Here is a 26,340-nt window from a genome sequence, read left to right as displayed (position 1 = left end):
CCTTCCTGAGCCATGCCGGCCAGCAGCAATTTCCAGGAGGCCATCCGCGAGGCTCAATCGAGCGCGCTGGTGGGCCCCAATGTGGTCAACAAGGCCCTGCCCTACGTGGGCGGCGGCATGGTGCTCACCGCCGGTGGCGTCTTCGCCGGAATGGCGATGCTCGCGGCCAAATCCGCCGCATTCATGCCCTTGTTCTGGGTGGCGCTGATCGGCAACTTCATCCTGTTCTTCGTGGCCCAGAACGTGGCCATGAAGGGCAACAACAGCACGGCCCTGCCGTTGCTGGCGGCCTACAGCCTGATCACCGGTTTCACCCTGAGCGGCCTGGTGAGCTATGCCACCGCCGTCGCCGGCGTTGGGGCCATCGGCACCGCCGTTCTTGCCACTGGCATCACCTTCGTGGCCGCCTCGGTGATGGGCCGCCGCATGAGCGACAACGTGGGGCAGGCCCTGAGCGGCGTGGTGGGCCTGGGCATCCTCGGCCTGGTGATCGCCATGGTCGTGCAGATCGTGGGCGGCATCTTCGTGCCCGGCTTCGGCATGGGCGGCTTCGAGCTGATGATCGCCGGCTTCGGCACCGTGATCTTCGTGGGCGCTGCCTTCGTTGATTTCTACACAATGCCCCGCACCTACAGCGACGACCAGTACCTGGCCGGCGCCCTGGGCATGTACCTCACCTACATCAACCTGTTCATCTTCATCCTGCGCCTGGTGATCGCCCTCAACGGCGGCGGTCGCCGCGACTGAGTGAATCCATCGCCAGAGCCCGTCGGCTCCAGCTCAAAGCACCCCAAGCAGGGGTGCTTTTTTTGTGCCGCAGCAGTGTCCAACTCCGGATATCCATGGATATCCCAAGCCGGACACTGCACTCCAGACACACCAGGGACAGACCCGCGGAGTCAGCCCTCAGCCACGGCCAGCACCGCGTCGGCGATAGCGGCGCGCTGGTCGGCGTCGTAGCCCCAGCGATCGAGGAAGCCAACATCGTCGCCGCGGCCGGCGGTGCCCTCCAGCAGCGTTTCCAGCCGCTCCTTCACAGCACCAGGCTCCAGCAGGCGCAGCAGTTCCGTGCAGCGCAGCTGCACCCGCTCCGATCCGCCCTGCTGGCCGGCATCACCGCTGCGCCCGTGGTGCAGGGCCATCGCCGTGCTCATCGCCAGGTTGCGGGCCGTGAGATCCACCACGCCATCCCCCGCCTGGCGCAGCGCCAGCACCACCGGATCGGGCAGCCGATCCATCAGCGGGCTGTCCCCCGCCAGCGACACCACAAAAAAGCCCCGCGCCCCATCCCGGCTCGCCACCATCTCGGCCACCCGATCAGCGAGCACCTCATCACTCAGCTCACCGTTGTCCCAGAGCGCCAACCACTGGGCCGTGATCTCCATGGCCTGCTGGAAGGTGGGCTGCAGCGGTGTGGTGTCAGTGGCGGGCTCAGTCATCAACGCAGAGATTCGATCGAACGGCGGGCTGCCAAGGTGAGGTTATGGAGCCAAGCCCCCCCAACGACTCATTCCCGCCGTTCCCGGATCTGGGTGATCTGCCCGCCGAGGCAATGGCCGGTGGCTTTGAGCTTGGCCAGAGCCCTGAAGGCTTTCGATCCGGCTTCGTGGCGCTGGTGGGCCGGCCGAATGTGGGCAAATCCACCCTGCTCAATCAATTGGTGGGCGAAAAGGTGGCGATCACCTCCCCCATCGCCCAAACCACCCGCAATCGCCTGCGGGCCATCCTCACCACCCCCACCGCTCAGCTGGTGCTGGTGGACACCCCCGGCATCCACAAACCCCACCACCTACTGGGCGAACGCCTGGTGCAAACCGCCCGCGGTGCCATTGGCGAGGTGGATCTGGTGCTGCTGCTGGTGGATGGCAGCCAGCCGGCGGGCCGCGGCGATGGCTTCATCGTGGAACTGCTGAGCCATGCGCGTGCGCCCGTGCACGTTGCGCTCAACAAGCACGACCTGGTGGATCCGGCCCAGGCCGCAGAACTGGAAGCCAGCTACCGCGAGCTGGTGGGGGACTGGCCCCTGCACCCGGTGAGCGCCCTCACCGGCGATGGCACCAGTGGCCTGGTGGAGACCCTCTCGGCCGCCCTGCCCGAAGGGCCGCATCTCTACCCGCCCGATGCGGTGAGCGATCAGCCGGAGCAATTGCTGCTGGCGGAGCTGATCCGTGAGCAGGTGCTGCAGCACACCCGTGAGGAGGTGCCCCACTCCGTGGCCGTGCAGATCGAGCGCATCGTCGACGACGGCCCTCGCACGGCCGTGCTTGCCACGGTGCTGGTGGAGCGCAACAGCCAGAAGGGAATCCTGATCGGCAAGGGCGGCCGGATGCTGCGGGAGATCGGCAGCGGCGCCCGCCAGCAGATGCAGAAGCTGATCAACGGGCCGGTGTATCTGGAGCTATTCGTGAAGGTGGTGCCCAACTGGCGCCGCAGCGCCTCCCGCCTGGCGGAACTGGGCTACCGCGGCGACAGCTGACTTAGCCGCCAAGGCGGCTAAGTTGATCTCATGCAAGTGAATCTTCACGACGCCAAGACGAACCTCTCCCGCTACGTGGAGCAGGCGCTGGATGGCGAAGACGTGGTGATCGCTCGCGCCGGGAAAGCTCTCGTGCGCCTCGTGCCGATCGACGACACCCCTCGTCGCCGCAAGCTCGGCTTCCTTCAAAGCAGCGCCGTGGCGACGACCGATCTCAAGGACGGGTTCGCCGAAGAGATCAGCTCAATGTTTGCTTGAGCTGGCGGCATGACTGCATCACCACTGCTGGATACCCAGCTCCTGCTGTGGCTGGCCATCACACCCGAGCGGCTTCCCGGATGGCTCATCACTGAGCTCGAAAACCGCAAGAACTCCGCCCTGTTCAGCGTGGCCAGCCTGTGGGAGGTGGCGATCAAAACCTCCTTGAACAAACCAGGGTTTGCCGTTGATGCAGACCAACTGCGCCAGGGACTCCTGCGCGAAGGCTTTCAAGAGCTCCCGATCGAGGCTGAGCATTGCCTAGCCGTGCAGCATTTGCCTTGGCTGCACCGCGACCCCTTTGATCGCCTCCTCGTGGCGCAAGCGATCTCCAACGAGCTCGAGCTCCTCACCGCCGATCGAACGCTCGAGGGCTACGGGCCCCAGGTCCGCTGGGTGGGCCGAGGAGAGAACTGAGAGAATCCAGCGATGAGCGATCCCGCCAACTTCCCCCCCGCCACGATCGAGGCCTTTCTGCGCTTTTGCGAAGGCGAGTGGATGAGCCTGCGTTCACGCTTCGTGCTCGGCGGCGCTGCTGAGGCGGGCGAGGGTGATGAATGGCACAGCAGCGAGCGTGGTGAGCTGGTGGTGCGTTATTTGGAGGGTGCGCCGGGCGGTTTGAGCGTGGGCCCGAAAGATCAGCCGGCGCGGCAACTCCTGTTTGCGGCTGATGGCAGCTTCAGCGCTGGTGATCAGCAGGGCAGCTGGACCCTCTGGCCCGACGGCAGCCTCGAGCTGGTGGTGCAGCAGGGCGGCAGCGAGCTACGCGAGCGCATCTGGTTCAACAAGCCCAACCTGCGCCTGCGCTCGACGATCGAGCAGCCGGCCGACGGCACCCCTGGCCGCGCCAGCTTCAGCTCGGAAATCCGCCGGGTAAGCAAGCCAGCGGCCGCCAGCCCGGCAGCAGCAGCCTGATCCGATGCGCCTCGATGTGGTGAGCCTGGCCCCGGAGGCGTTCGCGCCGCTCCAGGGCCTCGGGGTGATCGGCCGCGCCTTCGCCGCCGGCCGGGCGGAGCTGCAGGTGCACAACCCGCGCGATTACGCCACTGATCGCTACCGCAAGGTGGACGATGAGCCCTACGGCGGTGGCGCCGGGATGGTGCTCAAACCCGAGCCGGTGTATGCGGCGGTGGAAGCGATCCCAGTGCTGCCACGCCGGCGGGTACTGCTGATGAGCCCTCAGGGGAAACCGCTGGAGCAGGCCGATCTGCGCCGCTGGGCGAGCGACTACGAGCAACTGGTGTTTCTCTGCGGCCACTACGAAGGGTTCGATGAGCGCATCCGCGCCCTCGCCGATGAAGAGGTGTCGATCGGTGATTTCGTACTCACCGGCGGCGAACTGCCGGCGATGACGATCATCAACGGGGTAGTGCGCCTCCTACCCGGCACCGTGGGCACCGAAGCCTGCCTGGAGGAGGAGAGCCACAGCGCCCTGCTGCTGGAGCACCCCCACTACACCCGCCCCGCCGACTTCCGCGGCATGACCGTGCCCGATGTGCTGCGCAGCGGCGACCACGGCGCCATCGCCCGCTGGCGATCCCAACAGCAGCAGGAGCGCACCCAGCAGCGCCGCCCCGATCTCTACGCCCGCTGGCAGGCACAGCAACAGCAGCAGTAACAAGAGCGAGCCACCGCCACCAGACCACGACCCAAATCGCGCAAATCGTTCGATCCAACCGTACGATTTGCACATGTGGATCGAGCGTTCCATTAGTCCGCGCCTGAAACGGCTTGCTGCCAGCCGGCCGGTGGTGGTGCTGACAGGTGCCCGCCAAACCGGCAAGACAGCACTGCTGCGGCGTCTGTTCCCCGATCACCATTACGTGACGCTGGACCTACCCAGCGAAGCCAGTCAGGCAGATCAAGACCCCATTGCCTTTCTGAAGCGGCACCCGGCACCTCTGATCGTGGATGAGGTGCAATACGCCCCATCCCTGTTTCGCCATCTCAAGCTGGTGGTGGACGAGGACCGTTCAAGCCACGGGAGGTATCTCCTGAGCGGCTCTCAGCCCTTTGCGCTGATGCAAGGCGTGAGCGAAAGCCTGGCCGGCCGTGCCTCGATCGTGGAACTGGGGGGGCTCAGCTCTGCCGAGCTCAGGCCGCTGTATCCGGAGTTCAACCCGCTGGATCTGATCCAACGAGGAGGGTTTCCAGAACTCCACGCCAACCGTGCCATCGATCCCGCCGACTACATGGCGTCGTACGTGGCCACTTATCTGGAGCGTGATCTGCGCAGCCTGCTGCAGGTGAACAGCCTGCGCGACTTTGAACGGTTTCTGCGCGCTGCAGCGCTGCGCTCCGCTCAGCTTCTGAATCGAGCCGAATTGGCTCGCGATGTGGGCATCAGCAACTCCACAGCAGGGATCTGGTTGTCGTTGCTGGAACGCAGCGGGCAGGTGCACTTGCTGGAACCCTGGTTTTCCAACGGCACGCGCCAGCTGAGCAAGAGCCCAAAGCTCTATCTCAAGGATTCAGGGCTGCTGATGTTTCTGATGGGGCTGCACTCCCAAACCGATCTCCTCAATTCACCTTTGCTCGGCAACATCTGGGAAAGCTGGGTGGTGAACGATCTCCTCAGGCAGCAACAGGCTTGCGGGCAAAACAACACGCTCTTCTTCTGGCGAGACCGCAGCCAGGAAGTGGATCTGGTGATGCACCGCGGTGGTCGTTTCTGGCTGGCGGATGTGAAGTGGAGTGAGCAGCCCGATGCCAAGGCCGCGCGCGCTCTGCATAAGGTGCGCGCGTTGCTGCCGGAGGGATCGGTGGCGGATTGTGCCCTGGTCTGCCGGGCCTCCAATCCCTACCCACTGCAGGATGTGCAGGTGCTGCCTGCCCAGGAAGCAGGTGCGTGGCTGGGCCTCAGCCCTGCGGCTTCTGCAGGCCCTTGAGCGCCGTGAGCAGCGAAGCCGGACTCTGAGGATCCACCATCAGCACGCTGCCTCCGGGGGCCTGGGCCATCTGCTCACCCATGGCCATCCAGTCGCGGGCGAGCAGCAGGCGGATCGCTTCAGCGGCCTGGGGGTTGGCCTGCATCGCTTCCGCCAGGCGGGTGGCGGCATCGGCGCGGGCCTGGGCCAGCAGGGTTTGCTGCTGGGCCTGGGCTTCGGCCTCGAGCACCAGCGCCTCCTGTTTGGCCTTGGCATCGAGCACCAACGCCTCGGCCCGGCCGCGGGCGGCATTGAGCTGCGACTCCTTCTCACCTTCGGAGCGCAGGATCGCGGCGCGCTTCTCGCGCTCGGCCGTCATCTGCTGCTCCATCGCCTGCTGCACGCCGCGGGAGGGTTGGATGTCGCGCAGTTCAACGCGGGTTACCTTCACGCCCCAGGGATCGGTGGCCTGATCCAGCTCGCGCAGCAGGGCCTCGTTCACCTCCTGGCGGGTGGTGAAGGTTTGATCGAGATCGAGCTTGCCCATCTCGGCGCGGATCTGGGTGAGCACCAGATTCACCATCGCCGCCTGGAGATTGTCAACGGCGTAATAGGCGCGGGAGTGCTCCAGCAGCTGCCAATAGACCACCGCATCCACCTCGATCGCCACGTTGTCGCGGGTGATGCATTGCTGCGGCGGGATATCGAGCACCCGCTCCTTCAGCGATTCGTGGCTCACCACCCGCTCCACCACCGGCAGCACAAACGACAGTCCTGGCTGCAGCTGGCGGTCGTATTTGCCCAGCCGCTCCACCAGCCGCGACTGGCCGCCGCTGGTGACCTTCACGCCGTTGATGCCAAGCAAGGCAATCACCGCCAGGGCCGGCAGGCCGAAGAGGGTTTCCACAGGCAAACAAGCGGGCGCGCTGGCTTCAAGCTAGGCAGCATGGGCAGATCCGCATCCCCTATGCCCTGGCGACGCGATGGTTCCCGCTGCGCTGATCTGGTTTCTGTTCGCCCTGGCCCTGCTGGCAGCCGAATGGCTCGGCGCGGAGTTCGATGGGCTGCTGGCGGGCGCACTGGCCGCCCTGGGGCTGTCGGTGCTCGCAGCACTGCTGCCGGGAATGGCGCTGGCAGGGCAGCTGCTGCTGTTTGCAGGCAGTACGGCGGGGATCCTGGTGTTGCTGCAGCGCTGGTCGCGGCGACGGGAGCGCTCGATTCCGGCCAGCGGCGCCAGCGAACAGGCCACGGTGATCAGCGGCTTCAACGGCAGCGAGGTGAGCGGGCGTGTGCGCTGGCAGGGCCAGAGCTGGGCCGCCACCAATCTCGATCCCAAGCGCCCCCTCGCCCCCGGCGAAGCAGTGCTGGTGATGGGTCGCGATGGCAACAGGCTGCAGGTGCTCAGCGAGGAGTGAGCCACCAGACGTGAGCCACCACAGCCGAAACTCCTCACCAGCAAGGCTCAATCAACCGGAAAACCGTTTAAGAATTGGATCTGGCCTGATCAACGCTCCAATCCACCGCAGAAAGGCGTCAATCGTGTGTAAGCGCCTGGGACGGTGAAACCAGTGACGGCCGTCGTAGATCAAACTGATGAGCGCAGCATCGATTACAGCGTCGTTGCGATGGAACTGCAGGGCCAGGCTCTGGCCCTGAGCACGAACCAGGCGCGCCGGTAAACGCAGTGGTGGCTCCATGAGCTCCAAGGTGACTTCGCCAAGCTGGAGGTCGGAAGAAGGTTGTTGGAGCGCAAAAGCCGCGCCTTCCTCCGAGAGGTCAACGGTGGTCCCCCACAGCTCTCGACCATCCATCAACACACGGCCGATTCGGCGGATCGGGAAACGATCGGTGGCCCTGCGGATCGGCTGGTCAATACAGGCAAGCAAGGTCACCGCCAAAACGATGCCGTTGTAGATGTTCCAACTCAGCATCAACGATTCGCCCTCATAAGTAGGCCGCCAGGCATTCCAATCGCCAAGAGCGACAGGAATCACAAAACGGAACAGAATCGCTATAGCCAGAGTTGCCAGCAACAGCGCGATCGGCCAGATCAGCCCAAGATTGAAGCTCTGCTGAGAAGCTCCGGAATCCTTACGCGTTACAATCCCGCCATAGATCATAAAAGGGTGGCGCAGCACCTGGAGCATGCGCTTGAAGCCTGGAAAGCAGAACAGCGTTTCATACACCTCATTCCAGAATTGATACTGGTGGTAGTCGCTGAGCCAGCTCGGCAAGCTATGCAGGAGCAAAACAAAAGGCAGCCCATAGGAGATATATTCGATCGGCGGTGCCGCAATCAACGTGAAGCCCAGAATCAAACTCCACAAAGGAAGCAGCAGATAAACCAGTCTCCAGAACGGCGTGAGTAAGCTGATCGCGAGACTGATATAGAACGACAGCTGCATCGACTTGAGGGTCGACCAAATGGGCAGCTCCTTAGGCCGAAAGAAGATCTGAATATTGCCCTGCATCCAGCGAAGCCGCTGATCGAGAAAGTCAGCGAAGCTACGCGGCACCTCACCCATGCTCAGCACTTCATTGAGATAGCGAATCGTCCAGCCACGGGTGAGCAGCTTTGTACTGGTCTGATGATCCTCAATCAAGCAGCTGGTTACATAGCCCCCAATTGACTCAAGGGCACTACGCCGCACCACATAGCTTGTGCCGCAACAGATCACCGCATTAGAGCGATCACGGACCACTTGGAGATAGCGGAAGAAATAATCAAGATCGCTGGGCATGACCACATCGAGCCCCAGATTGCGATTGTGGAACTCAGCCTGGAAGTAGTGCTGGGGAGTTTGCACAAGCGCTACTGAAGGGTCACTGAAAAAGCCCAAGGTGCGCTCCAGGAAGCCTGAAAACGGCACAAAGTCGCAGTCGAAGACAGCAATCAACTCCGCCTTGGTGTGGGCCAAGGCGTGATTCAGATTGCCGGCTTTGCGGTGCGCATTACCGTCGCGGCTGAGGTAGTTGACCCCAAGATCCTCAGCCAGGGCTCTGATCTCCGGACGATGGCCGTCATCCAGAACGGTGATCGTGATTGCGCTGTAGCGAAGATTTCGGCAACTGAGAATGGCGCGCCGAACCAGGCGCGCGGGCTCGTTGTAGGTGGGGATCCAAATATCCACACTGGGGGTGTGTTGTTCCAACCAGCCCTCCAGCTGATCCGCCTGTCGGCTACTCAAGTGCGGCGCAAACTGCAGTGACGGGAAGAGCTGAAGGCCGCTGGTGATCAAATAGAGCAGTTCAACAGCAAACAGCAAGCCGCTGCAAATCAGACTCAAGGGATGGGCGGTGTTGAGAGTGGTGGCGCGCCAGGCGAAGTAGCGCAGCGACACCAAAAGCATCACGCTCTGCACCAATCCATAGCTCCAGGGCCGCCGGGGCAGCCAGAACGTGGCCAGGATGGCGATACCAGCCAGCACACTGGGGGCCAGCACATCGCTCCAGAGATCATCCGCCTGAAAGGGTCCGGGCAGCTGGCGCAAGGTGAGTGGATTGAACTGTTGACCATCCAGCCAGGTGCCATCGGAGGTAGCGAGCACCACTGCGCCGAGCAGCAACGTGAGCGCGATCAGCAAAAACAGCCAAGACGCCTGACCAATGCGTTGATTGGTTGTGCTCACCGGAAGATCACCCTGGCTGAATAACCAACAAAACAGAGCTTTTTCGGAGGCGCTGGTACATCACTATCGATTCGAACCCGCACCTCACTCTGCCGGGCCAAGTTGATCGGTCGAGCCACGGCGTCGTCGTTCTGTCCGCTGATCCTTCCAACACCGGAGCGGATCAAATCCACAGACCCGCTCAGATCAAGATCTTCACCAATCAGATCGATTCTGGCGCGGGTGCCGATGCGGAGACGTCGCAGGTCAGACTCCGACACCGTGGTATTCACCCAGCGTTGCTGGCAGTTCACAAGCTTCAGCAGGGGCTGATCTGGCTTGAGCGTGTCGCCAACACGAGACAGGATCTTCCAAATCACGCCCTGAATCGGGGAGTCAATCCATACGTCTCGCTCCTGCTTGTAGAGCAATCGCGCTGTGTTGAGCTGCCCTCTGAGGCCTTTAACCTTGCGCTCAAGGCCTGCCATCTGGCCCTCGAGCTGAGCCAGGCGAATCCGGGTCTCCTGCAGGCGCGGCAACGGATCAGTGCCGCCCCGGGTGCGGTCGAGATTCAGATTGCGCTCAGCAGCTTGAACGCGATTGGTCTGAGCACGGATACGGGCTTCCAGCGAGCGCACCTGCTCCTGGTTGGTCTCTAGCGAGGTGCGGGCTCGATCGACCACATTTTGAGCCACGGCCCCGGCCCGATAGAGCTCCTCCTGCCGCTTCAGATCCCGCTGGCTGAACGCCAGTTCCTTACGCTCCCGCGCCAGATCAGCCTGGAGCTGATCGAGTTCATTGCGATTGCGCTCCACCTCCAACTGATGCTGCCCCTTGGCATCACGCTCAAAGTCCACCAGCAATCGGCGCTGCTGAAGCAGCTCTTTCTCAATCGTCAATTGGTCGGCCTCAGCCGTATCGAGTGCGGTTTCAAGGCGGCGGATCTCTGCCTCACTGGCGCGTGGGTTCTCCACCATCGCCAGGGGATCGCCCTGGCTCACGGCCGTGCCCGTTTCTCCCTTGAGGCTCGCGAGGCGACCACTGATCGGCGTGCTCAGCTCAATGAAGTCGGCTTCCACCACAGCATCGCGGGAGCGGGTGGTGAGCGCATGCAGGAGCACACCGATGGCGGTGAGCAGCAAAGCCGTAGCCAGCCCAATCACCACGAGCTGGCCCTTGCTGCTGATCGCAGGGGAAGACTCTGGTTGCTGCTCGCGCTCGCTCATGACCATGGCGTTGCCCCTTGGATCGTTACATCCATCCAGTGGAATGCAAGTTAGGGATGGACCAGAAGATCAAACGAGAAGGAGCGCTGCGGCGGGCCACCCAGGCAGGGGAGAGCTCGGATCTGCGTCGTCTCCCGTTGGCTAAGCACCCAAGAAGCGACGCGTCGTGGCTCCAAGGCAGGTGTTGAGCAATCATTCAAGACACGCGACCTGCGCTCGCGAATCCAATCCTAAACAATAACCAGAGTTCACGGATCCGCTAACCAGCAGATCTAGCCACCCCAGAAAGCCCAGACGACAAAGAGTTCGCCCCACCTTCGAAGACAACGCCGATCGATGTCTACAGTCGTTGCGGCGAGATCTAAACCAACGACCTCAGGACTGCTGACGATGGCCTCAATCAACATCCATCTCAGCCACTCGCGGCGCTTCGCCGTCGTGCTCTCCGCACTGTTGCTCAGCGGACTTGGCAGCCTCTCGGCATTCACCTACCTGCGATCACGCCAACAGTTTGATCGGCAGATGGTCACGGAAATCCTCCCGCTCACCTCAGATGCTGTTGCTGCCAACATCGACCGACTGATCAGCCAGCCCATACTTGCCTCCAGGCTGACTGCCGACAACAGCCTGCTGGTTGACCTCCTCGTTCGCGGCGACCAACAGCCAGGCTCAATCGCCTCCTACCTGCGCTCGATTCAACGGAACACCGGCGCCGCCACTGCTTTTTTGGTATCCGAACAATCGCACAGGTACTACGGTCCCTCAGGCCTGATTAAAACAATCAATCCCAGCTCCAACAGCGATGCCTGGTATCAGCGGTTTATCCAGTCGGGAAGACCAATTGAAATCAATATCGATCGCGACACAGCTGATCCCACCAAAACGCTGGCCTTCGTGAATGTGCGCATCGAAGGGGACAACCGCAAACTCCTGGGCGTTGCCGGCCTGGGTATTGATGTGGATTTTCTTCGCAGCAAACTGGCTGATTATCAAAACCAATACCGATCACGTCTATTCATTGTGAATACTGCCGGCCGCATTGTGCTGGCATCAGACAGCAGCACGGGGGATCTGGCAAAACATCCTGATATCGGCCAGAGCAGCGATACCCTCCTCAGCCACCCCAAACAAACCTTAAAACTAGCCGCTGATGGACGTGAAATTTATGTGAATGCGATCCAGATTCCCCGCTCCGGCTGGACGCTGGTGGTGATTCAACAGCCAGATGCTGAAGAACAGGCTTTGCGGCGCCTACTGCTTCAGAACAGCGTTGCGGCATTGCTGATCGGTTGCCTGTTGATCATTGTGGGTCGGTTCACAATCGGTCGCGACCAAGAGCAACTCGAGCATTCAGCCAAAACCGACAATCTCAGCGGCTTGCTGAATCGCCAGGCCTTTGCAGCAATTTTCAAAGATCTGAGCAGCCGTGGTACTCGCACTGACTCCGGGCTTGCCATCGCCTTGATGGATATCGACCACTTCAAACGGGTCAATGACACCTACGGCCATCCCGCTGGCGATGCCGTGATTCGAGCGGTGGCGGCAGCCATCAAAGCCAGTGTGCGCGAGAGCGATCCGGTGTTCCGCTGGGGAGGCGAGGAGTTTCTACTGCTCCTGCCGATGTCGAACCTGGAGCAGGCCGTGACCCGGCTGGAGGCCCTACGCAGCCGGCTGCGCACCACGGAGATTCAGCTCGAAGCCGCAGATGCCCGCACCAGCATCACGCTCAGCTTCGGGGTCACCCTGCATCGCCCCGGCGAAACCAGCGCAGCAGCACTCGAGCGGGCTGATCAGGCTCTCTATGAAGCCAAGCGCACGGGCCGCGACCGGATCTGCGTGCACGATCAGATGGGGTTGAATTCACCCACCAGCTGACCTCTCCATGCAGCTCCGAATCGGCAACGGCTACGACATTCACCGCCTGGTGCCGGGCCGGCCGCTGATCCTGGGGGGCCAACAGCTGGAGCATCCCGCCGGCCTCGGCCTCGATGGCCACAGCGATGCCGATGTGCTGGTGCACGCGATCATGGATGCCCTGCTCGGCGCCCTCTCCCTGGGCGACATCGGTAAATACTTCCCGCCCGACGATCCGCAGTGGAAGGGGGCCGACAGCCTGGTGCTACTGGAGCAGGTGGTGGCGCTGGTGGCCGAACGGGGCTGGAGCGTGATCAACGTGGATTCCGTGGTGATCGCCGAGCGCCCCAAGCTCAAACCCCACATCGCCGCGATGCGCGCCGCCATCGCCGCCCGCATGGGTCTGGAGCCTGATCAGGTGGGGGTGAAAGCCACCACCAATGAACAACTGGGCCCCGAGGGGCGCGAGGAGGGCATCTCCTGCCAGGCGGTGGCGCTGCTGCAGAAGCCATGAGCTGGCGCACGCTGGCTAGGGTTTTGGCCCACGCGCTTTGCTTGCTGATGCTGCTAGCCGGCCATCCCGATGTGGCGATCGCTGAGCAGCAACAGCCTGGCGGCAGCTTTGAAGTGGCGGTGGTGGAGCACCTTCGCGTGAAAGTGCCAGCTGAAGCCCGTCAAGCCTGGCTGGAAGCCGAGCGGGGCAGCTGGGAGCCCTGGCTGGCTGAGCAAGAGGGCTATCTGGGGCGTGATCTGCTCTGGGATGCGGAGCGGGAAGAGGGCACCTTGCTAATCCGCTGGGCCAACCGCGAGCAGTGGAAGGCCATCCCCCTGGCGGAGGTGGAAGCCGTGCAGGAGCGCTTCGAGCAGTTGGCCCGCCAAGCCACCGGCACCCGCCAAGGCAATCCGTTCCCGCTGGTGTTTGAAGGCGAGCTGCAACCAGCGGCATGAGCGAAACGGCTCGGCTCGATCTGCAGCGCCGCCAGCGGATCGGCATGGTGGAGGCCATCTGGGGCGAACACAAAACCGCCGAGCAGATCGCGTCGATCCTGCTGCGGCTGCAGAGCGCGGGGGAACTGGCGCTGGCCACTCGCGTGGATGCCGCCAAAGCGCAAGCCGTGGCGGCGCTGATCGAGGCCAACGCTTCAGGTGCTGCGCTGCGCGAACAGCTGCAGTTTCATCCCGAGGCCCGCTGCCTCAGCCTCGGGGATCCCGCGCCGCCGCGGCCAGAGCTCGGCGAGGTGCTGGTGCTCAGCGGCGGCACCAGTGATCTGCCGGTGGCCAGCGAAGCGCAACTGGCTCTGCACTGGCATGGGGTGCGCTGTGAACGGCTGCTGGATGTGGGCGTGGCGGGCTTGCATCGGCTGCTTGGGCAGCTGGAGCGGCTGGAGCAGGCCCAGGTGCTGATCGCCTGTGCCGGCATGGAAGGAGCCCTGCCCACCGTGCTAGCCGGCCTGGTGCCGCAGCCGGTGATCGGCGTACCGGTGAGCGTGGGCTATGGGGTGAGCGCCGGCGGGCGGGCGGCCCTGCACGGGATGCTCGCCAGCTGCGCTCCGGGGCTGAGCGTGGTGAACATCGACAACGGCTACGGCGCCGCGATGGCCGCGCTGCGGATCCTCAACTGCAGCTTCAACAGTGGCCGCGCAATGGCTCCTGTGCAGGAGCCTTGAGCTCCAGCATCGCCTCCACCCAGAGCTGCATGGAGCGAGGCAGACGGCGCTGTTCGTAGCGCTCCAGAGCTTCGAGCAACACAGGGCTATTCACCCAATGCAGCGAGCGCGATGCCATCTGGGCCGATCAGCTGAGCCGCACTGTGGAAAGCACGGCGTGCTCAGGCAACCCAGAACGGCCAACCTGCAGATCGGCTTCAGGGTTGTTGACGCACCCGAAAACCGACCTCAGCCCTCCTGGGCGCGGCGACCGAGGCACTGCTGCAGCTCACGCGAGCGCTCCTCGGTTTCCACCTGATGCAGGCGGCTGAGCAGGGCATGCAGATCGCTACCGGCCAATTCGCCATTGGCCTGCCATTTCATGGCACGGGTTTCGGAATGGCGACCCAAGGCGGACACGCAGACGGACTGAACGGGCCAACAACCTAAACATCAGACCCGCCGCAATCTGGCCTTACAACACGAATCCAGCGGAAGAGTTTCTGTAATTCGCCAAATCTTCAGAAAAAGCGAAGATGCCGCTTCAAAGATGCTTCAGATCGGGATAGGCGGTGATCAGCTCATCGGCGCTCAGCACCTCACCGGCGCCCTCGGGTTGCCAGATCACCTCCAGGGCCAACAGCTGATCGGAAGGCACCGAGCCCACCACCCGCAACGCCTCGCGCAGATCCTCACTGCCGTTCACCGGCTTAAGGGTGATCCGGCTACGGCTGGCCACCAGCAGGGTCACAGCGATGTAATCGCTCGTGGCATCGGCATCACCCGCGCTGGCGGAGGACGCCACGCCGCGGGAGCCGCCCACATTGGTGGTGATCTCGCCGGCGAGCTTGCTGCGCTCGGTCATCGAGAGGCGATTAAACGTGGATTCCGCTGCCTGGAAGGGCACCTGGCCCACTTCAGCGTTGGCATACACCCACAAGTCGGGATGACGCAGCAACGCCAGGGTGCTGTCTTGCAGCACCCGCTGCAAACCACTGCTGCTGCTGGTATCGGAGCTGGCCGCAAGGCCGCGCAGATCGCGCTGCAGCTCGCGGGCCGAGGCCAACAGACCCACCTGAAGCTGAGCAATCGCCACGGGGCCGTCAGGCTGGTAGCTGCCGAGATCACCGCCGCGCATCCCAGCGGGCAAGGCCTGTCCGCCGCCACCGCCACCACGGAAGGCATTGAGCACCAGGCCCACCACCGCCATCAGCACCAGGAAGCCAAACAGACCACCACCGCCGAAGAAGAACGGCACGATGAACGGAAAGCCGATGCCGCCACCGAAGCCGCGCTGGTAGCCACCACCGCTGTATCCACCGCCGCCATAGCTGCGGGGCATGGGAGCGGAACGGAAGCTGCCGCCGCCGATGCGGCCGCCACTGGCGGCCTCCACAGGCTGAGGGGCCAGCAGCACTAGCGCCAGGGCCGCACTGAGCAACGCGGGAAGCATCAGGCGGCTGAACAGGCGGCGCAGCAGCGGCGTGGAGTGCTGTTGAGGCAAAACCAACCCCAGAAGTTGATCTGAAATCTAAGAACCACCCCCCACGATGGTGACCACTTCCACGGCATCGGCTTCCCGTACGGGCTGATCAGCCCAGCGCGCCCTGGGCAGAATCTCGCCGTTGAACTCCACCACCACCAGCTGGGGTTTGTAACCGCGCAGCTCCAGCAGTTGCAGCAGCGAGAGGCCTTCAGGGCACTGCATCGGATCGCCATTGAGGCGCACGTCGATCGTTGAGTCGCTCATCGGCCCAGTTCAACATCCGCGCCGCCATCGGCTTCAGCGGAGCCGAGCAGCGCCAGAAGCTCGCGGCTGGCCGCCGCAGGATCCGGTGCCGCGGTGATCGCCCGCACCACAGCCACGCGGCTGCAACCCACCGCCTGCACCGCCGCCAGATTGGAGGCATCCAGGCCGCCGATAGCAAAACAGGGAATCGGGCTCTCGGCCACAGCCTGGCGCACATACTCCAGGCCCACCGGCTCGCGGCCAGGCTTGGTGGGGGTGGCGTTCACCGGACCCACACCCACGTAATCGCTTCCATCGGCCACAGCCTGACGCAGCTGGCTGAGGGCATGGGTGCTGCGGCCGATCAACTTCTCGGGGCCAAGCAGCCGGCGGGCCAACGCCGGGGCCAGATCGCCTTGCCCCAGATGCACGCCATCGGCATCCACCGCCAGGGCCAGATCGATGCGGTCGTTCACCAGAAACAACGCTCCAAAGCGGCTGCAGAGCTGGCGCAGCGCCTGGGCCTGCGCCAGCCGTTCCGCATCGGTGATCGGCTCACCATCCGCGCCCAGGCTGCCCTCCTTGGCGCGGTATTGCACCAGGCGCACACCGCCCTCAAGCGCTGCTTCCACCACCGCCGCGAGCTGAGGGGCTGGACTGGTGATCAGATACAACCGGCTGCGCCGCAGCTGCTCCCGGCGCTGATCACCCGCCGGGCAAGCCCGCAGCAACTCCACCTCCAGGTCGTAAAGGGCGTAGCGGATCGCGGCCGCCTCCGCAGCCAGGGCGGGATCCTCCGCACGGCCGAATTCCTCCAGCACCCGCAGCGCTTCCTGCACCCGGCCGCAGTTGGCCGCCACCACCGCCGCAGGCTCCTGCCGCTGGGCCTGGGCGGGATGGGCCATCCCGGCCGCCACATCGCCAGCCGTGTGCCGCGCCTGTTTGTAGCGATCGGCATGCAACAGCCCCAACCGCTGGCGCAGATCCTTGAGCCGGGCCACCAGATCGGCACGATCCAGCCCAAAACGGCACCAGTCCTCCACCACCCGCAGGCCCTCGCGGGCGCGATCGAGGTTGGCGTCGAGCAGGCGCAACACCGGCTGGAGTTGTGCAGGGGCCGTCATGAACAGAACTGAGGCGAGAGGGGCTGCTTAGGGTGTGCGCACACATGCCATCACAGGGGCCATGGCGCAGGGCGGATCCGACAGCCCAATGCTGGTGCTGATCTCAGGGATTCTGCTGCTGGGGGCCATTGCCGCCTTCATCAGCTGGGGCATGGCCAACGCCTACCCCGCCGGCTGAGCCCAGCAGCTGCTCAGCGGTGGCCGCATCGCACGCAATCTGCGCCACCAGCGCTTCGAGGCTCTCGAACCGCTGCTGCTGACGCAGCAGCGCCACCGGTTCCACCAGCAGCTCGGCGCCTTCCAGCTCCAGGCGCCGGCCGAGCAGATGCACCTCCACGGCTGATGGAGCGGTGGGATCCACGGTGGGCTGGGGCCCGAGGTTCATCACCGCGGCCAGGCGCTCGCCGGGGAGCCGTTCGCCCTGCAGCCACACCCAGGCGGCATACACCCCCTGCTGGGGCAAGAACTTGCGCCCATCCACCTGCAGGTTGGCGGTGGGCCAGCCCAGTTCACGGCCAAGGCCCCGGCCCCGTACCACCCTCCCGCCAAAGCGATAGGGGCGATCGAGCAGGGCCGCCGCGTCCTGGAGCGCTCCACCCTCGAGCGCCCGGCGGATGCGGCTGCTGCTCAAACGGCCTGTGCTGTCGGTGAGGATCGGTTGCACCAGCAGCTCAATCCCGCGCTCAGCGCATAAATGCCGCAGCGTGTGGATATCGCCAGCGCGGCCGGCGCCGAAGCGGAAGTTTTCCCCCACCGCCACCAGCTGGGCCTGCAGCTGCTGCACCAGCACCTGCTGCACAAACTGCTCCGGGCTCAGGGCCGCCAGCTCCGGTGTGAAGGGCACCAGCACCAATTGCTCGATGCCAAGAGGCTCCAGCAGGTGGATTTTTTCGGCGGGTAGATCAAGCCGCAGGCGCGCCTCGCCGTAGAGCACCTCGCGCGGATGGGGCCAAAAACTCACCACCGTGGGCACCAGCTGCGCCGCCGCGGCACGGTCCACCACCGACGCAATCACCCGCCGGTGGCCTTGGTGCAGCCCATCAAAACTGCCAAGGGCGATCGCCGTGGGCCGTGCGGCTTGCTCGGGGCTGCGCAGAGGAATCAAGGCCGGTTCACCAACAAGCGCTTCCAGGCCCTCGCCGGAGGCATCCTCCCATGGCAGGTTTGGGCCATCTCCGGCGCCCTCGCTCCACCCCATGGCCGATCGCCTCGACCTGCAACTGATCTCTGCCGCCCTGCGGCGGATGGGCTGGATCCGGCTCTGGTCCCAGGTGGTGCTGGGGGTGGTGGTGATGGGGGTGCTGCTGTTCAACAACATCGGGGGCCAGATCGCAGCCCGCGCCGACAAAGCCCTGGGCCTGGGCCCTGGCCTGTCGCTCACGAGCCTGGCATTTGTGGTGCTGCTCTGGTCGATCTGGCAGAGCGGCCTGATCGTGCGCTGCGGGCGGGCCCTCAATGGACCCGTGCACCCCAGCAAAGGTGAAACCGCCCGGTTGATCAAACGCAGCGTGCTGGCCGACCTGGTGGGTCTCACCCTCGGAACCGTGGGCTACCAATCACTCGCCGGGAGCCTGTTTGTGCAGGCCTCGATGCAGGCGGGTTTCGCCTTCGGCGGAGCGATGAGCACCCCCGGCGGCCGCATCACGAACTACCCGATCACCTCGCTCGAGATGCTCTCGGTGTTGAGCAACACGCAGGTGCTGTTCGCCCACGTGATCGGCTTGTGGATCAGCATCTGGTTGCTGCAGCGGATCTATCGCCCCAGCGGCAGCTGAGGCAGCGCGGCGGCATCGCCCCGCCAGAACAGCTCCGGCTGAAGCGGTGTGAGCGACACCCCGCCCGCGGCCACATGGGCCACATCGATCGGCCAATCGGCGGGACCCGCCACCTCGGCCTCCAGGTCGTTGGCCACCTCGCCAGCAAGCCAGTAGTAGGTACGGCCGCGGGGATCCACCCGCTTGTCGAATTGATCCGTGTAGCGGCGCACGGCCTTGCGGCACCAGCGCAGCGGGCCGATCGCTTCAGCGGCCAGGGGCGGCACGTTGAGGTTGAGCAGCGTGGAGGCTGGCCAACCGGCCGCCAGCATTCCTTCGGCCACATCGAGGGCGATGCGGGCCGCCGGCTCAAACTGCCGCCACTTGAAGTCGGCGCTGCTCACGGCCAGAGCCGGCAGCCCTTCAATCGTGCCCTCCATCGCCGCACTCACCGTGCCGGAATAAAGGGTGTCGGTGCCCAGGTTGGGGCCGTGGTTGATGCCGGAAAGCACCAGATCGGGCCACTCCTCCAACAGGGCAAACAAGGCCAGCTTCACGCAGTCGCTGGGGGTGCCGCTGCAGGCCCAGGCGGTGATGCCGGGGGCGAACAACTCATCAGCCCGCTCCGCCCGCAAGGGGGTCTGCAGGGTGAGGCCATGGCCGGTGGCGGAGCGCTCCTGATCGGGACACACCACCGTCACCTGATGGCCGCGGGAGGCGGCCTCAGCAGCGAGGGTGCGGATGCCGGCGGCGAACACGCCGTCGTCGTTGCTGATCAGGATCCGCAAGGGGCTGGGGTGGCTGCCTGGAGGCTAGAGGCCGCCTTCTTAAAGTCACGGGCTTCCGGAACACAGCCGTGAGCGCCACGATCAGCCTGCAGCAGCTCACCGAACAACTGGAGCAGCTGGAGGCCGAAGCCGTCAAAGCGATCGGTGCCGCTGGATCCGCTGCCGAACTGGAAGACCTGCGCGTGGGTCTGCTGGGCAAGAAGGGCAAGCTCTCGGCGGTGCTCGGCGCCATGGGCAAGCTGCCGGGCGATGAACGGCCGCTGGTGGGTCAGCGGGCCAACGTGCTCAAGGAGCAGGTGCAGGGTCTGCTGGGTGAGCGGCTCACGGCGGTGAAGGCGGCTGCCATGGCAGAGCGGATCGCCGGCGAAACCCTGGATGTGACCATGCCGGCCACGTTCACCCCGGCCGGCCACCGCCACCCCCTGATCAGCACGATCGAGGAGATCACCGACATCTTTGCGGGCCTCGGTTATCGGGTGGAGGAAGGCCCGGAGATCGAAACCGACCACTACAACTTCAGCGCCCTCAACATCCCGCCGCACCACCCGGCGCGGGACATGCAGGACACCTTTTATCTGAGCGAGCACGAGCTGCTGCGCACCCACACCTCCCCGGTGCAGATCCGCCATCTGGAGAACAACCCGCCGCCGGTGCGGATCGTGGCTCCGGGCCGGGTGTATCGCCGCGATGCGGTGGATGCCACCCACTCGCCGGTGTTTCACCAGGTGGAGGTGTTGGCGATCGATGAAGGGCTGGATTTCAGCCACCTGCGCGGCACCGTGACCACCTTCCTGCAGCGCTTCTTCGGCGATCTGCCCGTGCGCTTCCGCGCCAGCTACTTCCCCTTCACCGAACCCTCCGCCGAGGTGGATGTGCAGTGGCGCGGCCGCTGGCTGGAGGTGATGGGCTGCGGCATGGTGGATCCGGCGGTGCTGGAGGGCCTCGGCATCGATCCCGAGCGCTACAGCGGCTTCGCCGCCGGCCTGGGCGTGGAGCGCTTCTGCATGGTGCGCCACGGCATCGACGACATCCGCCGCTTGTTCACCAGCGACCTGCGCTTCCTTGAGCAGTTCTGAGGCGAAGTCCAACGGGTGATCAGCAGATTCGAAGGTCGCCCATAAAATCGGCTGATCGTCAGCCCCGCCTGTTCCCTGTCAGTGCCCTGCGTCGGACTCATCGTTAACGACGGCAAGGACCTGGCCCTGGCCACCGCCGACAGCATCGAGGTGCGCCTGCGCGGGGCGGGTTACGACGTGCTGCGGGCCAGCAGTGCCTCCGGGATGGTGGGTTTTGCGAACCCCGACCAGCACCTGCGTGCCAAGGGGCATGCTGCCTGTGTGCCCGCAGGGTTTGAACCGTCCATGGCCATGGCCATGGTGCTCGGCGGCGACGGCACGGTGCTCTCCGCCGCCCGAATGACGGCACCGATCGATGTGCCGATCCTCACGATCAACACCGGCCATCTGGGCTTTCTGGCCGAAACCTATCTCCCAGAACTCGAGCAGGCTCTCGAGCAGGTGATCGCGGGCGAGTGGACGGTGGAGGAGCGCACCACCCTGGTGGTGAGCGTGATGCGGGGCGAGCAGCGCCGTTGGGAGGTGCTCTGCCTCAACGAGATGGCCCTGCACCGCGAGCCGCTCACCTCGATGTGCCATTTCGAGATCGCCGTGGGCCGCCATGCCCCCGTCGACATCGCTGCCGACGGCGTGATCCTCTCCACCCCCACCGGCTCCACCGCCTACGCCCTCAGCGCCGGCGGCCCGGTGATCACCCCGGATTGCCCGGTGTTGCAGCTCACCCCGATCGCCCCCCACTCCCTGGCCTCGCGGGCGCTGGTGTTCAGCGATCAGGAACCCGTCACGGTGTTTCCGGCCACGCCGGAGCGGCTGATGATGGTGGTGGACGGCAGCGCCGGTTGCTACGTGTGGCCGGAAGACCGGGTGCTGATCCGCCGCAGCGACCACCCGGTGCGCTTCGTACGCCTGGCCGATCACGAGTTTTTCCAGGTGCTGCGCAACAAGCTGGGCTGGGGCCTGCCGCACGTGGCCAAACCCGGCGCCCCGGCATGAGTAGCGCCACGCTGCTGCTGCTTGGCCAGGAGGCCGAAGCCCTGGCACCGCGGCTGGAAGCCTCCGGCTACACCTGCCACCTCGGGGAAGCAGGCATCGAAGCCGGCTGTGATCTAGCGGTGCTCGGCGCCGAGCTGGCTGATCAGTTGCCACAGCTGCTGCAGCGGATCGGCGCTGTGCCGGTGCTGCTCGACATCGGCACCGACAGCGTGGCGGCCCGCTCACGTCTGTTGCGCTCGGGGGCCACCGATTTCTGGTTGTCGTCAGCCGGAGCGAGCGATCTGTTGATGCGCCTGCGCCTGCACCGCAAGCTGCTGGAGAAAGGCCGCCCGCCGGAGGATCGCCTCAGCCTCGGCGATCTGAGCCTGATTCCCAGCCGCCACGAGGTGCGCCGCGGCCAGCGGATTGTGCCGCTCACGGCCCGGGAATACGCCCTTCTGCTGCTGCTGATGGAGCACAGCGGCCAGGTGCTCAGCCGCGATCAGATCCTGCGTCAGGTGTGGCACGACCAGCGCGGCGCGGCCAGCAACGTGATCGAGGTGTACGTGCGCTATCTGCGCCAGAAGCTCGAGGAGCAAGGGGAAAAGCGACTGATCCACACTGTGCGGGGCCAGGGCTATTGCCTCAGCGATGGCCCACCACCGCGATGAACATGCGCACGCTCCGCCAAGCCCTGCTGGCCCTAGGGCTGATGCTGGCCCCCGGCACGCTCCAGGCCAAAGAGCCACCGCAGATGCTGCCGGTGGAAGCGGAGTGGTGCCTGCCGAGCCAACAGTGCATCCAGCTGGAGGTGGCCGATGAAGCACAGGAGCAGGCCATGGGGCTGCAACTGCGCGGCCCGCTGCCGCCTCTGCGGGGCATGTGGTTTCCGTTTGAGGATGAGCTGCTGCGCTTCTGGATGCACCGCACGCCCGAACCGCTCGACATGGTGTTTATCAACGACAACCGCGTGATCGCCATCGAGGAAGCCGCCACGCCCTGCCCGCGGCTGCCCTGCCGCAGTTATGGCCCGAATGAACCAGGCGATGGCGTGGTGGAGCTGGCGGCTGGAGAAGCACGCCGTCTCGGCATCGTGGTGGGGAGTGAAGCCCTGATCCGGCCCCTCAGGCCGTCGTTGCTGGCGCCCGCCGCTCGCCCCGCAGCACCAACACAGGATTGAGCGGCGCCAGGCGGGTGCCATCCGCCAGGGGAGCCCCGCGCCAGGCCTGATGCTGCGCCACAGCCACGGTGAGCCCGGCCCGCTCGAGCACGGGCCGCAGCTCAGCCAGCGCTTCCACGGTGGCCAGCGGAATCACCACCACGCCGCCAGGGCGCAAGCGCTCCAACACGGCTTCCAGCAGGGCACGGCGATCGCGGCCACCGCCGCCGATCAGCACACGATCAGGATCAGGCAGCTCCGCCAAAGCTTCGGGGGCGCGCCCCTCCAGCACGCGGACCGGCTGCACGCCGAGCCGAGCCGCGTTGGCTTTGATCAAGGCCGCCGAGCCGCCGCGCTGCTCAAGGGCCCAGAGCTGCAGGGCTGGCCGCAGCCGCAACGCCTCCAGCCCCACCGAACCCACGCCGGCCCCAACATCCCAAAGCACGCCCTCCTGGGGCAGATCGAGATCGGCCAGCAGCTGAATGCGCACCTCGCGCTTCGTCATCAACCCGGGGCGATCCGGATGCTGCAGAAACACCCCATCCGGCAGACCAAACAGGGGCAGGTGCGCCGGCAGCGCCGGCGGCTCGGCCACCAGCACCACCAAATGCAGCGGATCGAGATCGGCGGGAAGGGGATCGTCGGGCGCCAGGCGCTGCACCCGCTCGGCGCTGTGGCCAAGCCGCTCACAGAGCCAGAAGCCGTAGGCCTGCTCCAGCCCCGCGGCCCGCAGGCAGCGGCGCACCGTTTCGGCACCACCGCGGCTTGGGTCGGTGAGCACCGCCAAGGCGCCGGGTCGCTGCTGCAACCGCGCGGCCAAAGGCTCGGGGTCGCGGCCATGCAGGCTGAGCCAGCTGGCGTCCTGCCAGGGCCGACCGATACGGGCAAACGCCAACTGCAGGGAGCTGGCGGCCGGGTGAAACCGCAGCCGTTCGGCCGGGAGCCCTTCCAGCAGCAGCCGCCCGATGCCAAACCAGAGGGGATCGCCACTGGCGAGCACCACCACCGGTTGCGCGGCATCAAGGCTGCGCAGCTGCTCCAGCAGCGGCTCCGGCTGATCGCTGGCGATCAGTGCGGGCCCGCCATCACCAACCCAGCTCTGCACAGCGGCGTGCAGACGGCGGGGTGCGGCCACCAGCGCGGCCTGGCGAAGCAGCTCTTGCTGAGCCGGCGGCAGGCTGGCCGGTGCGCCAGCGTCAGTGCCGATCACCTCAATCATCTCGGCATTCTGGTCGTGAGACGGTCTGCAGAAGAGCCAAAACTGGCCTACCCTCCGGCCAACTGTCTGAGTCTGCGCCCCACGCGATGGCTGTTCGACTAACCGCACTAACCGGAGCTCTGCTCAGCCTCACGCTGGGAGTTCTGCAGCCGGCCCAGGCCGAAACCGTGCTCGAACGCGTGAGCCGCACCGGCAGGCTCAACACCGTGGTGCTCAACGGCGACTTGCCTTACACCACCCAGCAGGGCAATGCCTACGTGGGCCTTGGCATGGAGTTCGCCAAGGAGATCCAGAAAGAGCTGAGCGATTACACGGGCAAGCCCGTGCAACTGGTGCCGCAACCCGTGAACTCCATCAACGAGGGGCTCGCGGCGATCGCCAGCGGCGCTGTTGACTTGTCCTGCGGTGCCGGCTTCAGCTGGGGCCGCGCCATGTTTGTCGACTACTCCTTGCCCTTCGCCCTGAGTGGCACGCGCCTGATCACCCCCCCCGGCAATGACGGCACCCCCGCTGCGCTGCAAGGCAAAACCATTGGCGCGGTGAAGAACAGCCTCGCGGCCCACGCCATCGAAAAAACCGTCAGCGGCGGTGAGTTGGCACTGTTTGAAAATCCTGCCGCCGCCCTCGAGGCCCTCAAGAACGGCGAGGTGCAGTTTCTCGCCGGCGACAGCCTCTGGCTGCTGGCCAATCGAGCCGCGGTGGATCCAGCCGGCAACGTCACCCCCACGGTTCCATACAACCGCTCTGCGGTGGGCTGCGTGGTGCCTGAGAACAATTCCGGCCTGCTCAACCTCAGCAACCTGGCCATCGCCAAGTTGATGCAGGCCTACATCAACGACGATCCCTCTGCCCTGCAGCGCATCAACCAGTGGGTGGGCCCTGGCAGCACGGTGAATCTGAGCCAAGACGTGATCAAGGCCTATTTCACGAATGTGCTCCTCACCGCCGCACTGCTGAATCTGTCCTGAACCTCTAGCACTGCTGACTTCACCGCACCCTTCACTGCCATGGCACCCCGTTCCCTTCTGCAGCTGCTCACCCTCACCGCTGCTGCCGCGGTGTTCACCGAAACGGCTCAAGCGGCTGTGTATCAGGCCCCTGACCTGAGCAATCCGCTCGAAAACCGGATTCAGGCCCTGCGCGATGGCGCCTGGCAACCCCAGCTGAACGCGGCCCCGGGCGGTCAACTGATCGCCCGCTACTGGGGCAATGGCGGTGGCCACAACTGGGGCAACGGTGGCCGTGGTGGCGGCTGGCGCAATGGCGGCGGCGGCTGGGGTAATGGCGGCCGCTACTACGGCGGCGGCGTGAATGTGAACCTGGGCTGGCCCAATGGCGGTTGGGGTAACGGCGGCTGGGGCAACGTGCTGCCGAGCAGCTTCATCAACTGGTGATCAGCGGCGAGATCACTCCAGCCGGCTCCGCTCTTCCTGATCTCGAGCTGAGCCGGTTCGGCCCGATCGGGCTGGTGGTGGTGCAATCCACCTCCCTCTGCAACCTCGACTGCGACTACTGCTACCTGCCGGATCGCCAGAAACGGCGGGTGTTCGATCTGGAGCTGCTGCCACTGCTGTTGCAGCGCATCCTGGAGAGCCCCTTCTGCGGGCCTCAGCTGTCGCTGGTGTGGCACGCCGGTGAGCCGCTGACGCTCCCCTGCAGCTACTACGACGAAGCCACCGCGATCATCGAACGCTGTGTGCAGGAGTACACGGGCGGTGCCGTGGTGATCGAGCAGCACGTGCAAACCAACGGCACGCTGATCAACGATGCCTGGTGCGACTGCTTCCGGCGCAACGGCATCGTGGTGGGCGTGAGCGTGGACGGGCCGGCGGCCATCCACGACGCCCATCGCCGCTTTCGCAACGGCAACGCCTCCCATCACCTCACGATGCGAGGCATCGAAGCGCTCAAGCGCAACGGCATCCCTTGCCATGTGATCGCCGTGGTGACCGCCGCCGCGATGGAGCAACCCGAGGCGATGTATCGCTTCTTCCGCGACAACGGCATCACCTCCGTGGGCTTCAACGTAGAGGAGCAGGAGGGCGTGCACACCAGCTCCTCGATGCAGGGGAGCGAGCAGGAGGAGCGCTACCGCCAGTTCCTCACCCGCTTCTGGCAGCTCAGTGAAGCCGATGGCCACCCGCTAATGCTGCGGGAGTTTCAGCAGGTGATCGATCTGATTCAGCGCAACCGCCGCCTCAACCAGAACGAACTCAACCGGCCCTATTCCATCCTCAGCGTGGATTGGCAGGGCAACTTCTCCACCTTTGATCCCGAGCTGCTCTCGGTGAGCAGTGAGCGCTACGGCAGCTTCAACCTGGGCAACATCCGCACCACCAGCCTGGTGGAGGCCGCCCACACCCCCCGCTTTCAGCAACTCTGGGGCGACGTGACCTCCGGGATGGCGCGCTGCCAGAGCAGTTGCGACTACTACGGCCTCTGCGGCGGCGGCATGGGCAGCAACAAGTTCTGGGAGCACGGCACCCTCGATTGCAGCGAAACCAGCGCCTGCCGTTTCCGCACCCAGATCCCGGTGCAGGTGCTGCTGGATCGCTTTGAGGCCGGGCCCCCAAGCGCCGCCTGA

Annotated in this window: 32 protein-coding genes; 20 read left to right on the top strand and 12 right to left on the bottom strand. The window is 65.1% G+C overall.

The features are described 5' to 3' along the window. Positions 1 to 12 precede the first annotated feature (12 nt). Positions 13 to 747, top strand: a complete 735-nt coding sequence (locus tag KUL97_RS01035) for a Bax inhibitor-1 family protein (protein WP_217794900.1) — start codon at positions 13 to 15, stop codon at positions 745 to 747. 152 nt (positions 748 to 899) lie between these two features. On the opposite strand, the gene KUL97_RS01030 is transcribed toward KUL97_RS01035, so the two are convergent. After that, positions 900 to 1,439: a hypothetical protein gene (locus KUL97_RS01030; RefSeq protein ID WP_217794898.1), complete on the bottom strand. Its 540-nt coding sequence runs from the start codon at positions 1,437 to 1,439 to the stop codon at positions 900 to 902. A gap of 113 nt (positions 1,440 to 1,552) precedes the next feature. On the opposite strand from KUL97_RS01030, the gene era reads away from it, so the two are divergent. The 6 genes from era to KUL97_RS01000 all read left to right on the top strand — a co-directional run bounded on the left by era (position 1,553) and on the right by KUL97_RS01000 (position 5,622). Continuing rightward, a complete protein-coding gene (gene era / locus KUL97_RS01025) occupies positions 1,553 to 2,476 on the top strand; it encodes a GTPase Era (RefSeq protein WP_217794986.1) in 924 nt (307 codons plus the stop codon). Between the two features lie 30 nt (positions 2,477 to 2,506). Then, positions 2,507 to 2,734 carry a type II toxin-antitoxin system Phd/YefM family antitoxin gene (locus tag KUL97_RS01020; RefSeq protein ID WP_217794896.1) on the top strand — a complete coding sequence of 76 codons (228 nt, stop codon included), beginning with the start codon at positions 2,507 to 2,509 and terminating at the stop codon, positions 2,732 to 2,734. Positions 2,735 to 2,743: 9 nt separating this feature from the next. After that, positions 2,744 to 3,151, top strand: a complete 408-nt coding sequence (locus KUL97_RS01015) for a type II toxin-antitoxin system VapC family toxin (RefSeq protein ID WP_217794895.1) — start codon at positions 2,744 to 2,746, stop codon at positions 3,149 to 3,151. A 12-nt stretch (positions 3,152 to 3,163) separates the two neighbouring features. Continuing rightward, a complete protein-coding gene (locus tag KUL97_RS01010) occupies positions 3,164 to 3,649 on the top strand; it encodes a phycobiliprotein lyase (RefSeq protein WP_217794893.1) in 486 nt (161 codons plus the stop codon). Between the two features lie 4 nt (positions 3,650 to 3,653). Continuing rightward, positions 3,654 to 4,352 (top strand): tRNA (guanosine(37)-N1)-methyltransferase TrmD, encoded by a 699-nt coding sequence (trmD, locus tag KUL97_RS01005; protein ID WP_217794891.1) that lies wholly within the window; start codon positions 3,654 to 3,656, stop codon positions 4,350 to 4,352. Between the two features lie 73 nt (positions 4,353 to 4,425). Next, a complete protein-coding gene (locus tag KUL97_RS01000; protein WP_217794889.1) occupies positions 4,426 to 5,622 on the top strand; it encodes an ATP-binding protein in 1,197 nt (398 codons plus the stop codon). Here KUL97_RS01000 and KUL97_RS00995 read toward each other — a convergent pair. Further along, complete coding sequence (locus KUL97_RS00995; protein ID WP_217794984.1) at positions 5,594 to 6,508, bottom strand: stomatin-like protein; 915 nt, start codon at positions 6,506 to 6,508, stop codon at positions 5,594 to 5,596. The two genes, KUL97_RS01000 and KUL97_RS00995, sit on opposite strands and share 29 nt — an antisense overlap. Before the next feature lie 76 nt (positions 6,509 to 6,584). Between KUL97_RS00995 and KUL97_RS00990 the strand changes: the two genes are divergently transcribed. Beyond that, positions 6,585 to 7,016: an NfeD family protein gene (locus KUL97_RS00990; protein ID WP_217794887.1), complete on the top strand. Its 432-nt coding sequence runs from the start codon at positions 6,585 to 6,587 to the stop codon at positions 7,014 to 7,016. A 51-nt stretch (positions 7,017 to 7,067) separates the two neighbouring features. Here KUL97_RS00990 and KUL97_RS00985 read toward each other — a convergent pair whose 3' ends face one another. Continuing rightward, positions 7,068 to 9,230 (bottom strand): glycosyltransferase, encoded by a 2,163-nt coding sequence (locus KUL97_RS00985; RefSeq protein ID WP_217794885.1) that lies wholly within the window; start codon positions 9,228 to 9,230, stop codon positions 7,068 to 7,070. Further along, complete coding sequence (locus KUL97_RS00980) at positions 9,227 to 10,435, bottom strand: HlyD family secretion protein (protein ID WP_217794883.1); 1,209 nt, start codon at positions 10,433 to 10,435, stop codon at positions 9,227 to 9,229. The genes KUL97_RS00985 and KUL97_RS00980 overlap by 4 nt, the downstream gene beginning before the upstream one ends. A 390-nt stretch (positions 10,436 to 10,825) precedes the next feature. Between KUL97_RS00980 and KUL97_RS00975 the strand changes: the two genes are divergently transcribed. Genes KUL97_RS00975 through larB form a run of 4 tightly spaced genes read left to right on the top strand, consistent with a single transcriptional unit; the run spans position 10,826 to position 13,956 of the window. Then, positions 10,826 to 12,310 carry a diguanylate cyclase gene (locus KUL97_RS00975; protein WP_217794881.1) on the top strand — a complete coding sequence of 495 codons (1,485 nt, stop codon included), beginning with the start codon at positions 10,826 to 10,828 and terminating at the stop codon, positions 12,308 to 12,310. A 7-nt stretch (positions 12,311 to 12,317) separates the two neighbouring features. Then, entirely contained in the window at positions 12,318 to 12,803 is a 486-nt protein-coding gene (gene ispF, locus KUL97_RS00970; RefSeq protein WP_217794879.1) for a 2-C-methyl-D-erythritol 2,4-cyclodiphosphate synthase, read from the top strand. Further along, the gene (locus KUL97_RS00965; protein WP_254896032.1) at positions 12,800 to 13,237 is read left to right on the top strand and encodes a TIGR03792 family protein; all 438 of its coding nucleotides are present in this window, start codon (positions 12,800 to 12,802) and stop codon (positions 13,235 to 13,237) included. Before ispF ends, KUL97_RS00965 begins: the two co-directional genes overlap by 4 nt. After that, on the top strand, positions 13,234 to 13,956 hold the full coding sequence (gene larB / locus KUL97_RS00960; RefSeq protein ID WP_217794877.1) for a nickel pincer cofactor biosynthesis protein LarB: 723 nt from the start codon (positions 13,234 to 13,236) through the stop codon (positions 13,954 to 13,956). Before KUL97_RS00965 ends, larB begins: the two co-directional genes overlap by 4 nt. Here the strand turns inward: larB and KUL97_RS00955 are convergent. The 6 genes from KUL97_RS00955 to KUL97_RS00930 form a co-directional block, all read right to left on the bottom strand. Then, entirely contained in the window at positions 13,916 to 14,074 is a 159-nt protein-coding gene (locus KUL97_RS00955) for a hypothetical protein (protein WP_217794875.1), read from the bottom strand. The two genes, larB and KUL97_RS00955, sit on opposite strands and share 41 nt — an antisense overlap. Positions 14,075 to 14,184: 110 nt before the next feature. Then, the gene (locus KUL97_RS00950; protein ID WP_010310606.1) at positions 14,185 to 14,355 is read right to left on the bottom strand and encodes a hypothetical protein; all 171 of its coding nucleotides are present in this window, start codon (positions 14,353 to 14,355) and stop codon (positions 14,185 to 14,187) included. 124 nt (positions 14,356 to 14,479) lie between these two features. After that, a complete protein-coding gene (locus tag KUL97_RS00945) occupies positions 14,480 to 15,388 on the bottom strand; it encodes a DUF1517 domain-containing protein (RefSeq protein ID WP_217794980.1) in 909 nt (302 codons plus the stop codon). 78 nt (positions 15,389 to 15,466) lie between these two features. After that, positions 15,467 to 15,685, bottom strand: a complete 219-nt coding sequence (gene thiS, locus KUL97_RS00940) for a sulfur carrier protein ThiS (protein WP_217794873.1) — start codon at positions 15,683 to 15,685, stop codon at positions 15,467 to 15,469. After that, positions 15,682 to 16,788: a thiamine phosphate synthase gene (locus KUL97_RS00935; protein ID WP_217794871.1), complete on the bottom strand. Its 1,107-nt coding sequence runs from the start codon at positions 16,786 to 16,788 to the stop codon at positions 15,682 to 15,684. The genes thiS and KUL97_RS00935 overlap by 4 nt, the downstream gene beginning before the upstream one ends. Positions 16,789 to 16,891: 103 nt before the next feature. After that, complete coding sequence (locus KUL97_RS00930) at positions 16,892 to 17,893, bottom strand: bifunctional riboflavin kinase/FAD synthetase (protein ID WP_217794979.1); 1,002 nt, start codon at positions 17,891 to 17,893, stop codon at positions 16,892 to 16,894. Positions 17,894 to 17,984: 91 nt separating this feature from the next. Here KUL97_RS00930 and KUL97_RS00925 point away from each other — a divergent pair, with 91 nt between their 5' ends. Continuing rightward, positions 17,985 to 18,563: a DUF3611 family protein gene (locus tag KUL97_RS00925; protein WP_217794869.1), complete on the top strand. Its 579-nt coding sequence runs from the start codon at positions 17,985 to 17,987 to the stop codon at positions 18,561 to 18,563. Here KUL97_RS00925 and surE read toward each other — a convergent pair. Continuing rightward, positions 18,542 to 19,330, bottom strand: coding sequence for a 5'/3'-nucleotidase SurE (gene surE, locus KUL97_RS00920; protein ID WP_217794867.1), 789 nt, complete (start codon positions 19,328 to 19,330; stop codon positions 18,542 to 18,544). The genes KUL97_RS00925 and surE overlap by 22 nt on opposite strands. 68 nt (positions 19,331 to 19,398) lie before the next feature. Between surE and pheS the strand changes: the two genes are divergently transcribed. The 4 genes from pheS to KUL97_RS00900 all read left to right on the top strand — a co-directional run bounded on the left by pheS (position 19,399) and on the right by KUL97_RS00900 (position 22,558). Then, positions 19,399 to 20,406, top strand: a complete 1,008-nt coding sequence (gene pheS, locus KUL97_RS00915) for a phenylalanine--tRNA ligase subunit alpha (RefSeq protein WP_217794865.1) — start codon at positions 19,399 to 19,401, stop codon at positions 20,404 to 20,406. Between the two features lie 81 nt (positions 20,407 to 20,487). Further along, positions 20,488 to 21,399, top strand: coding sequence for an NAD(+) kinase (locus KUL97_RS00910; protein ID WP_217794863.1), 912 nt, complete (start codon positions 20,488 to 20,490; stop codon positions 21,397 to 21,399). Beyond that, the gene (locus tag KUL97_RS00905; protein WP_217794861.1) at positions 21,396 to 22,049 is read left to right on the top strand and encodes a response regulator transcription factor; all 654 of its coding nucleotides are present in this window, start codon (positions 21,396 to 21,398) and stop codon (positions 22,047 to 22,049) included. The genes KUL97_RS00910 and KUL97_RS00905 overlap by 4 nt, the downstream gene beginning before the upstream one ends. Then, positions 22,046 to 22,558 (top strand): DUF192 domain-containing protein, encoded by a 513-nt coding sequence (locus KUL97_RS00900; RefSeq protein ID WP_217794859.1) that lies wholly within the window; start codon positions 22,046 to 22,048, stop codon positions 22,556 to 22,558. Before KUL97_RS00905 ends, KUL97_RS00900 begins: the two co-directional genes overlap by 4 nt. On the opposite strand, the gene cbiE is transcribed toward KUL97_RS00900, so the two are convergent. Beyond that, positions 22,503 to 23,756: a precorrin-6y C5,15-methyltransferase (decarboxylating) subunit CbiE gene (gene cbiE, locus KUL97_RS00895; RefSeq protein ID WP_217794857.1), complete on the bottom strand. Its 1,254-nt coding sequence runs from the start codon at positions 23,754 to 23,756 to the stop codon at positions 22,503 to 22,505. The genes KUL97_RS00900 and cbiE overlap by 56 nt on opposite strands. An 86-nt stretch (positions 23,757 to 23,842) precedes the next feature. Here cbiE and grrP point away from each other — a divergent pair, with 86 nt between their 5' ends. From grrP to grrM, 3 genes are read left to right on the top strand one after another with little or no spacing between them, the layout of a single operon-like run. Next, positions 23,843 to 24,724 (top strand): extracellular substrate binding-like orphan protein GrrP, encoded by an 882-nt coding sequence (gene grrP / locus KUL97_RS00890; RefSeq protein WP_217794855.1) that lies wholly within the window; start codon positions 23,843 to 23,845, stop codon positions 24,722 to 24,724. A gap of 39 nt (positions 24,725 to 24,763) precedes the next feature. Beyond that, complete coding sequence (grrA, locus tag KUL97_RS00885) at positions 24,764 to 25,150, top strand: GrrA/OscA1 family cyclophane-containing rSAM-modified RiPP (protein WP_217794853.1); 387 nt, start codon at positions 24,764 to 24,766, stop codon at positions 25,148 to 25,150. After that, complete coding sequence (grrM, locus tag KUL97_RS00880) at positions 25,147 to 26,340, top strand: cyclophane-forming radical SAM/SPASM peptide maturase GrrM/OscB (RefSeq protein WP_368656046.1); 1,194 nt, start codon at positions 25,147 to 25,149, stop codon at positions 26,338 to 26,340. Before grrA ends, grrM begins: the two co-directional genes overlap by 4 nt.

The sequence above is a fragment of the Synechococcus sp. HK05 genome (assembly GCF_019104765.1).
Classification (GTDB): domain Bacteria; phylum Cyanobacteriota; class Cyanobacteriia; order PCC-6307; family Cyanobiaceae; genus Vulcanococcus.
The sequence above is the reverse complement of the archived record's forward strand: the minus strand, read 5'-3'. Positions and strand labels throughout refer to the sequence as shown.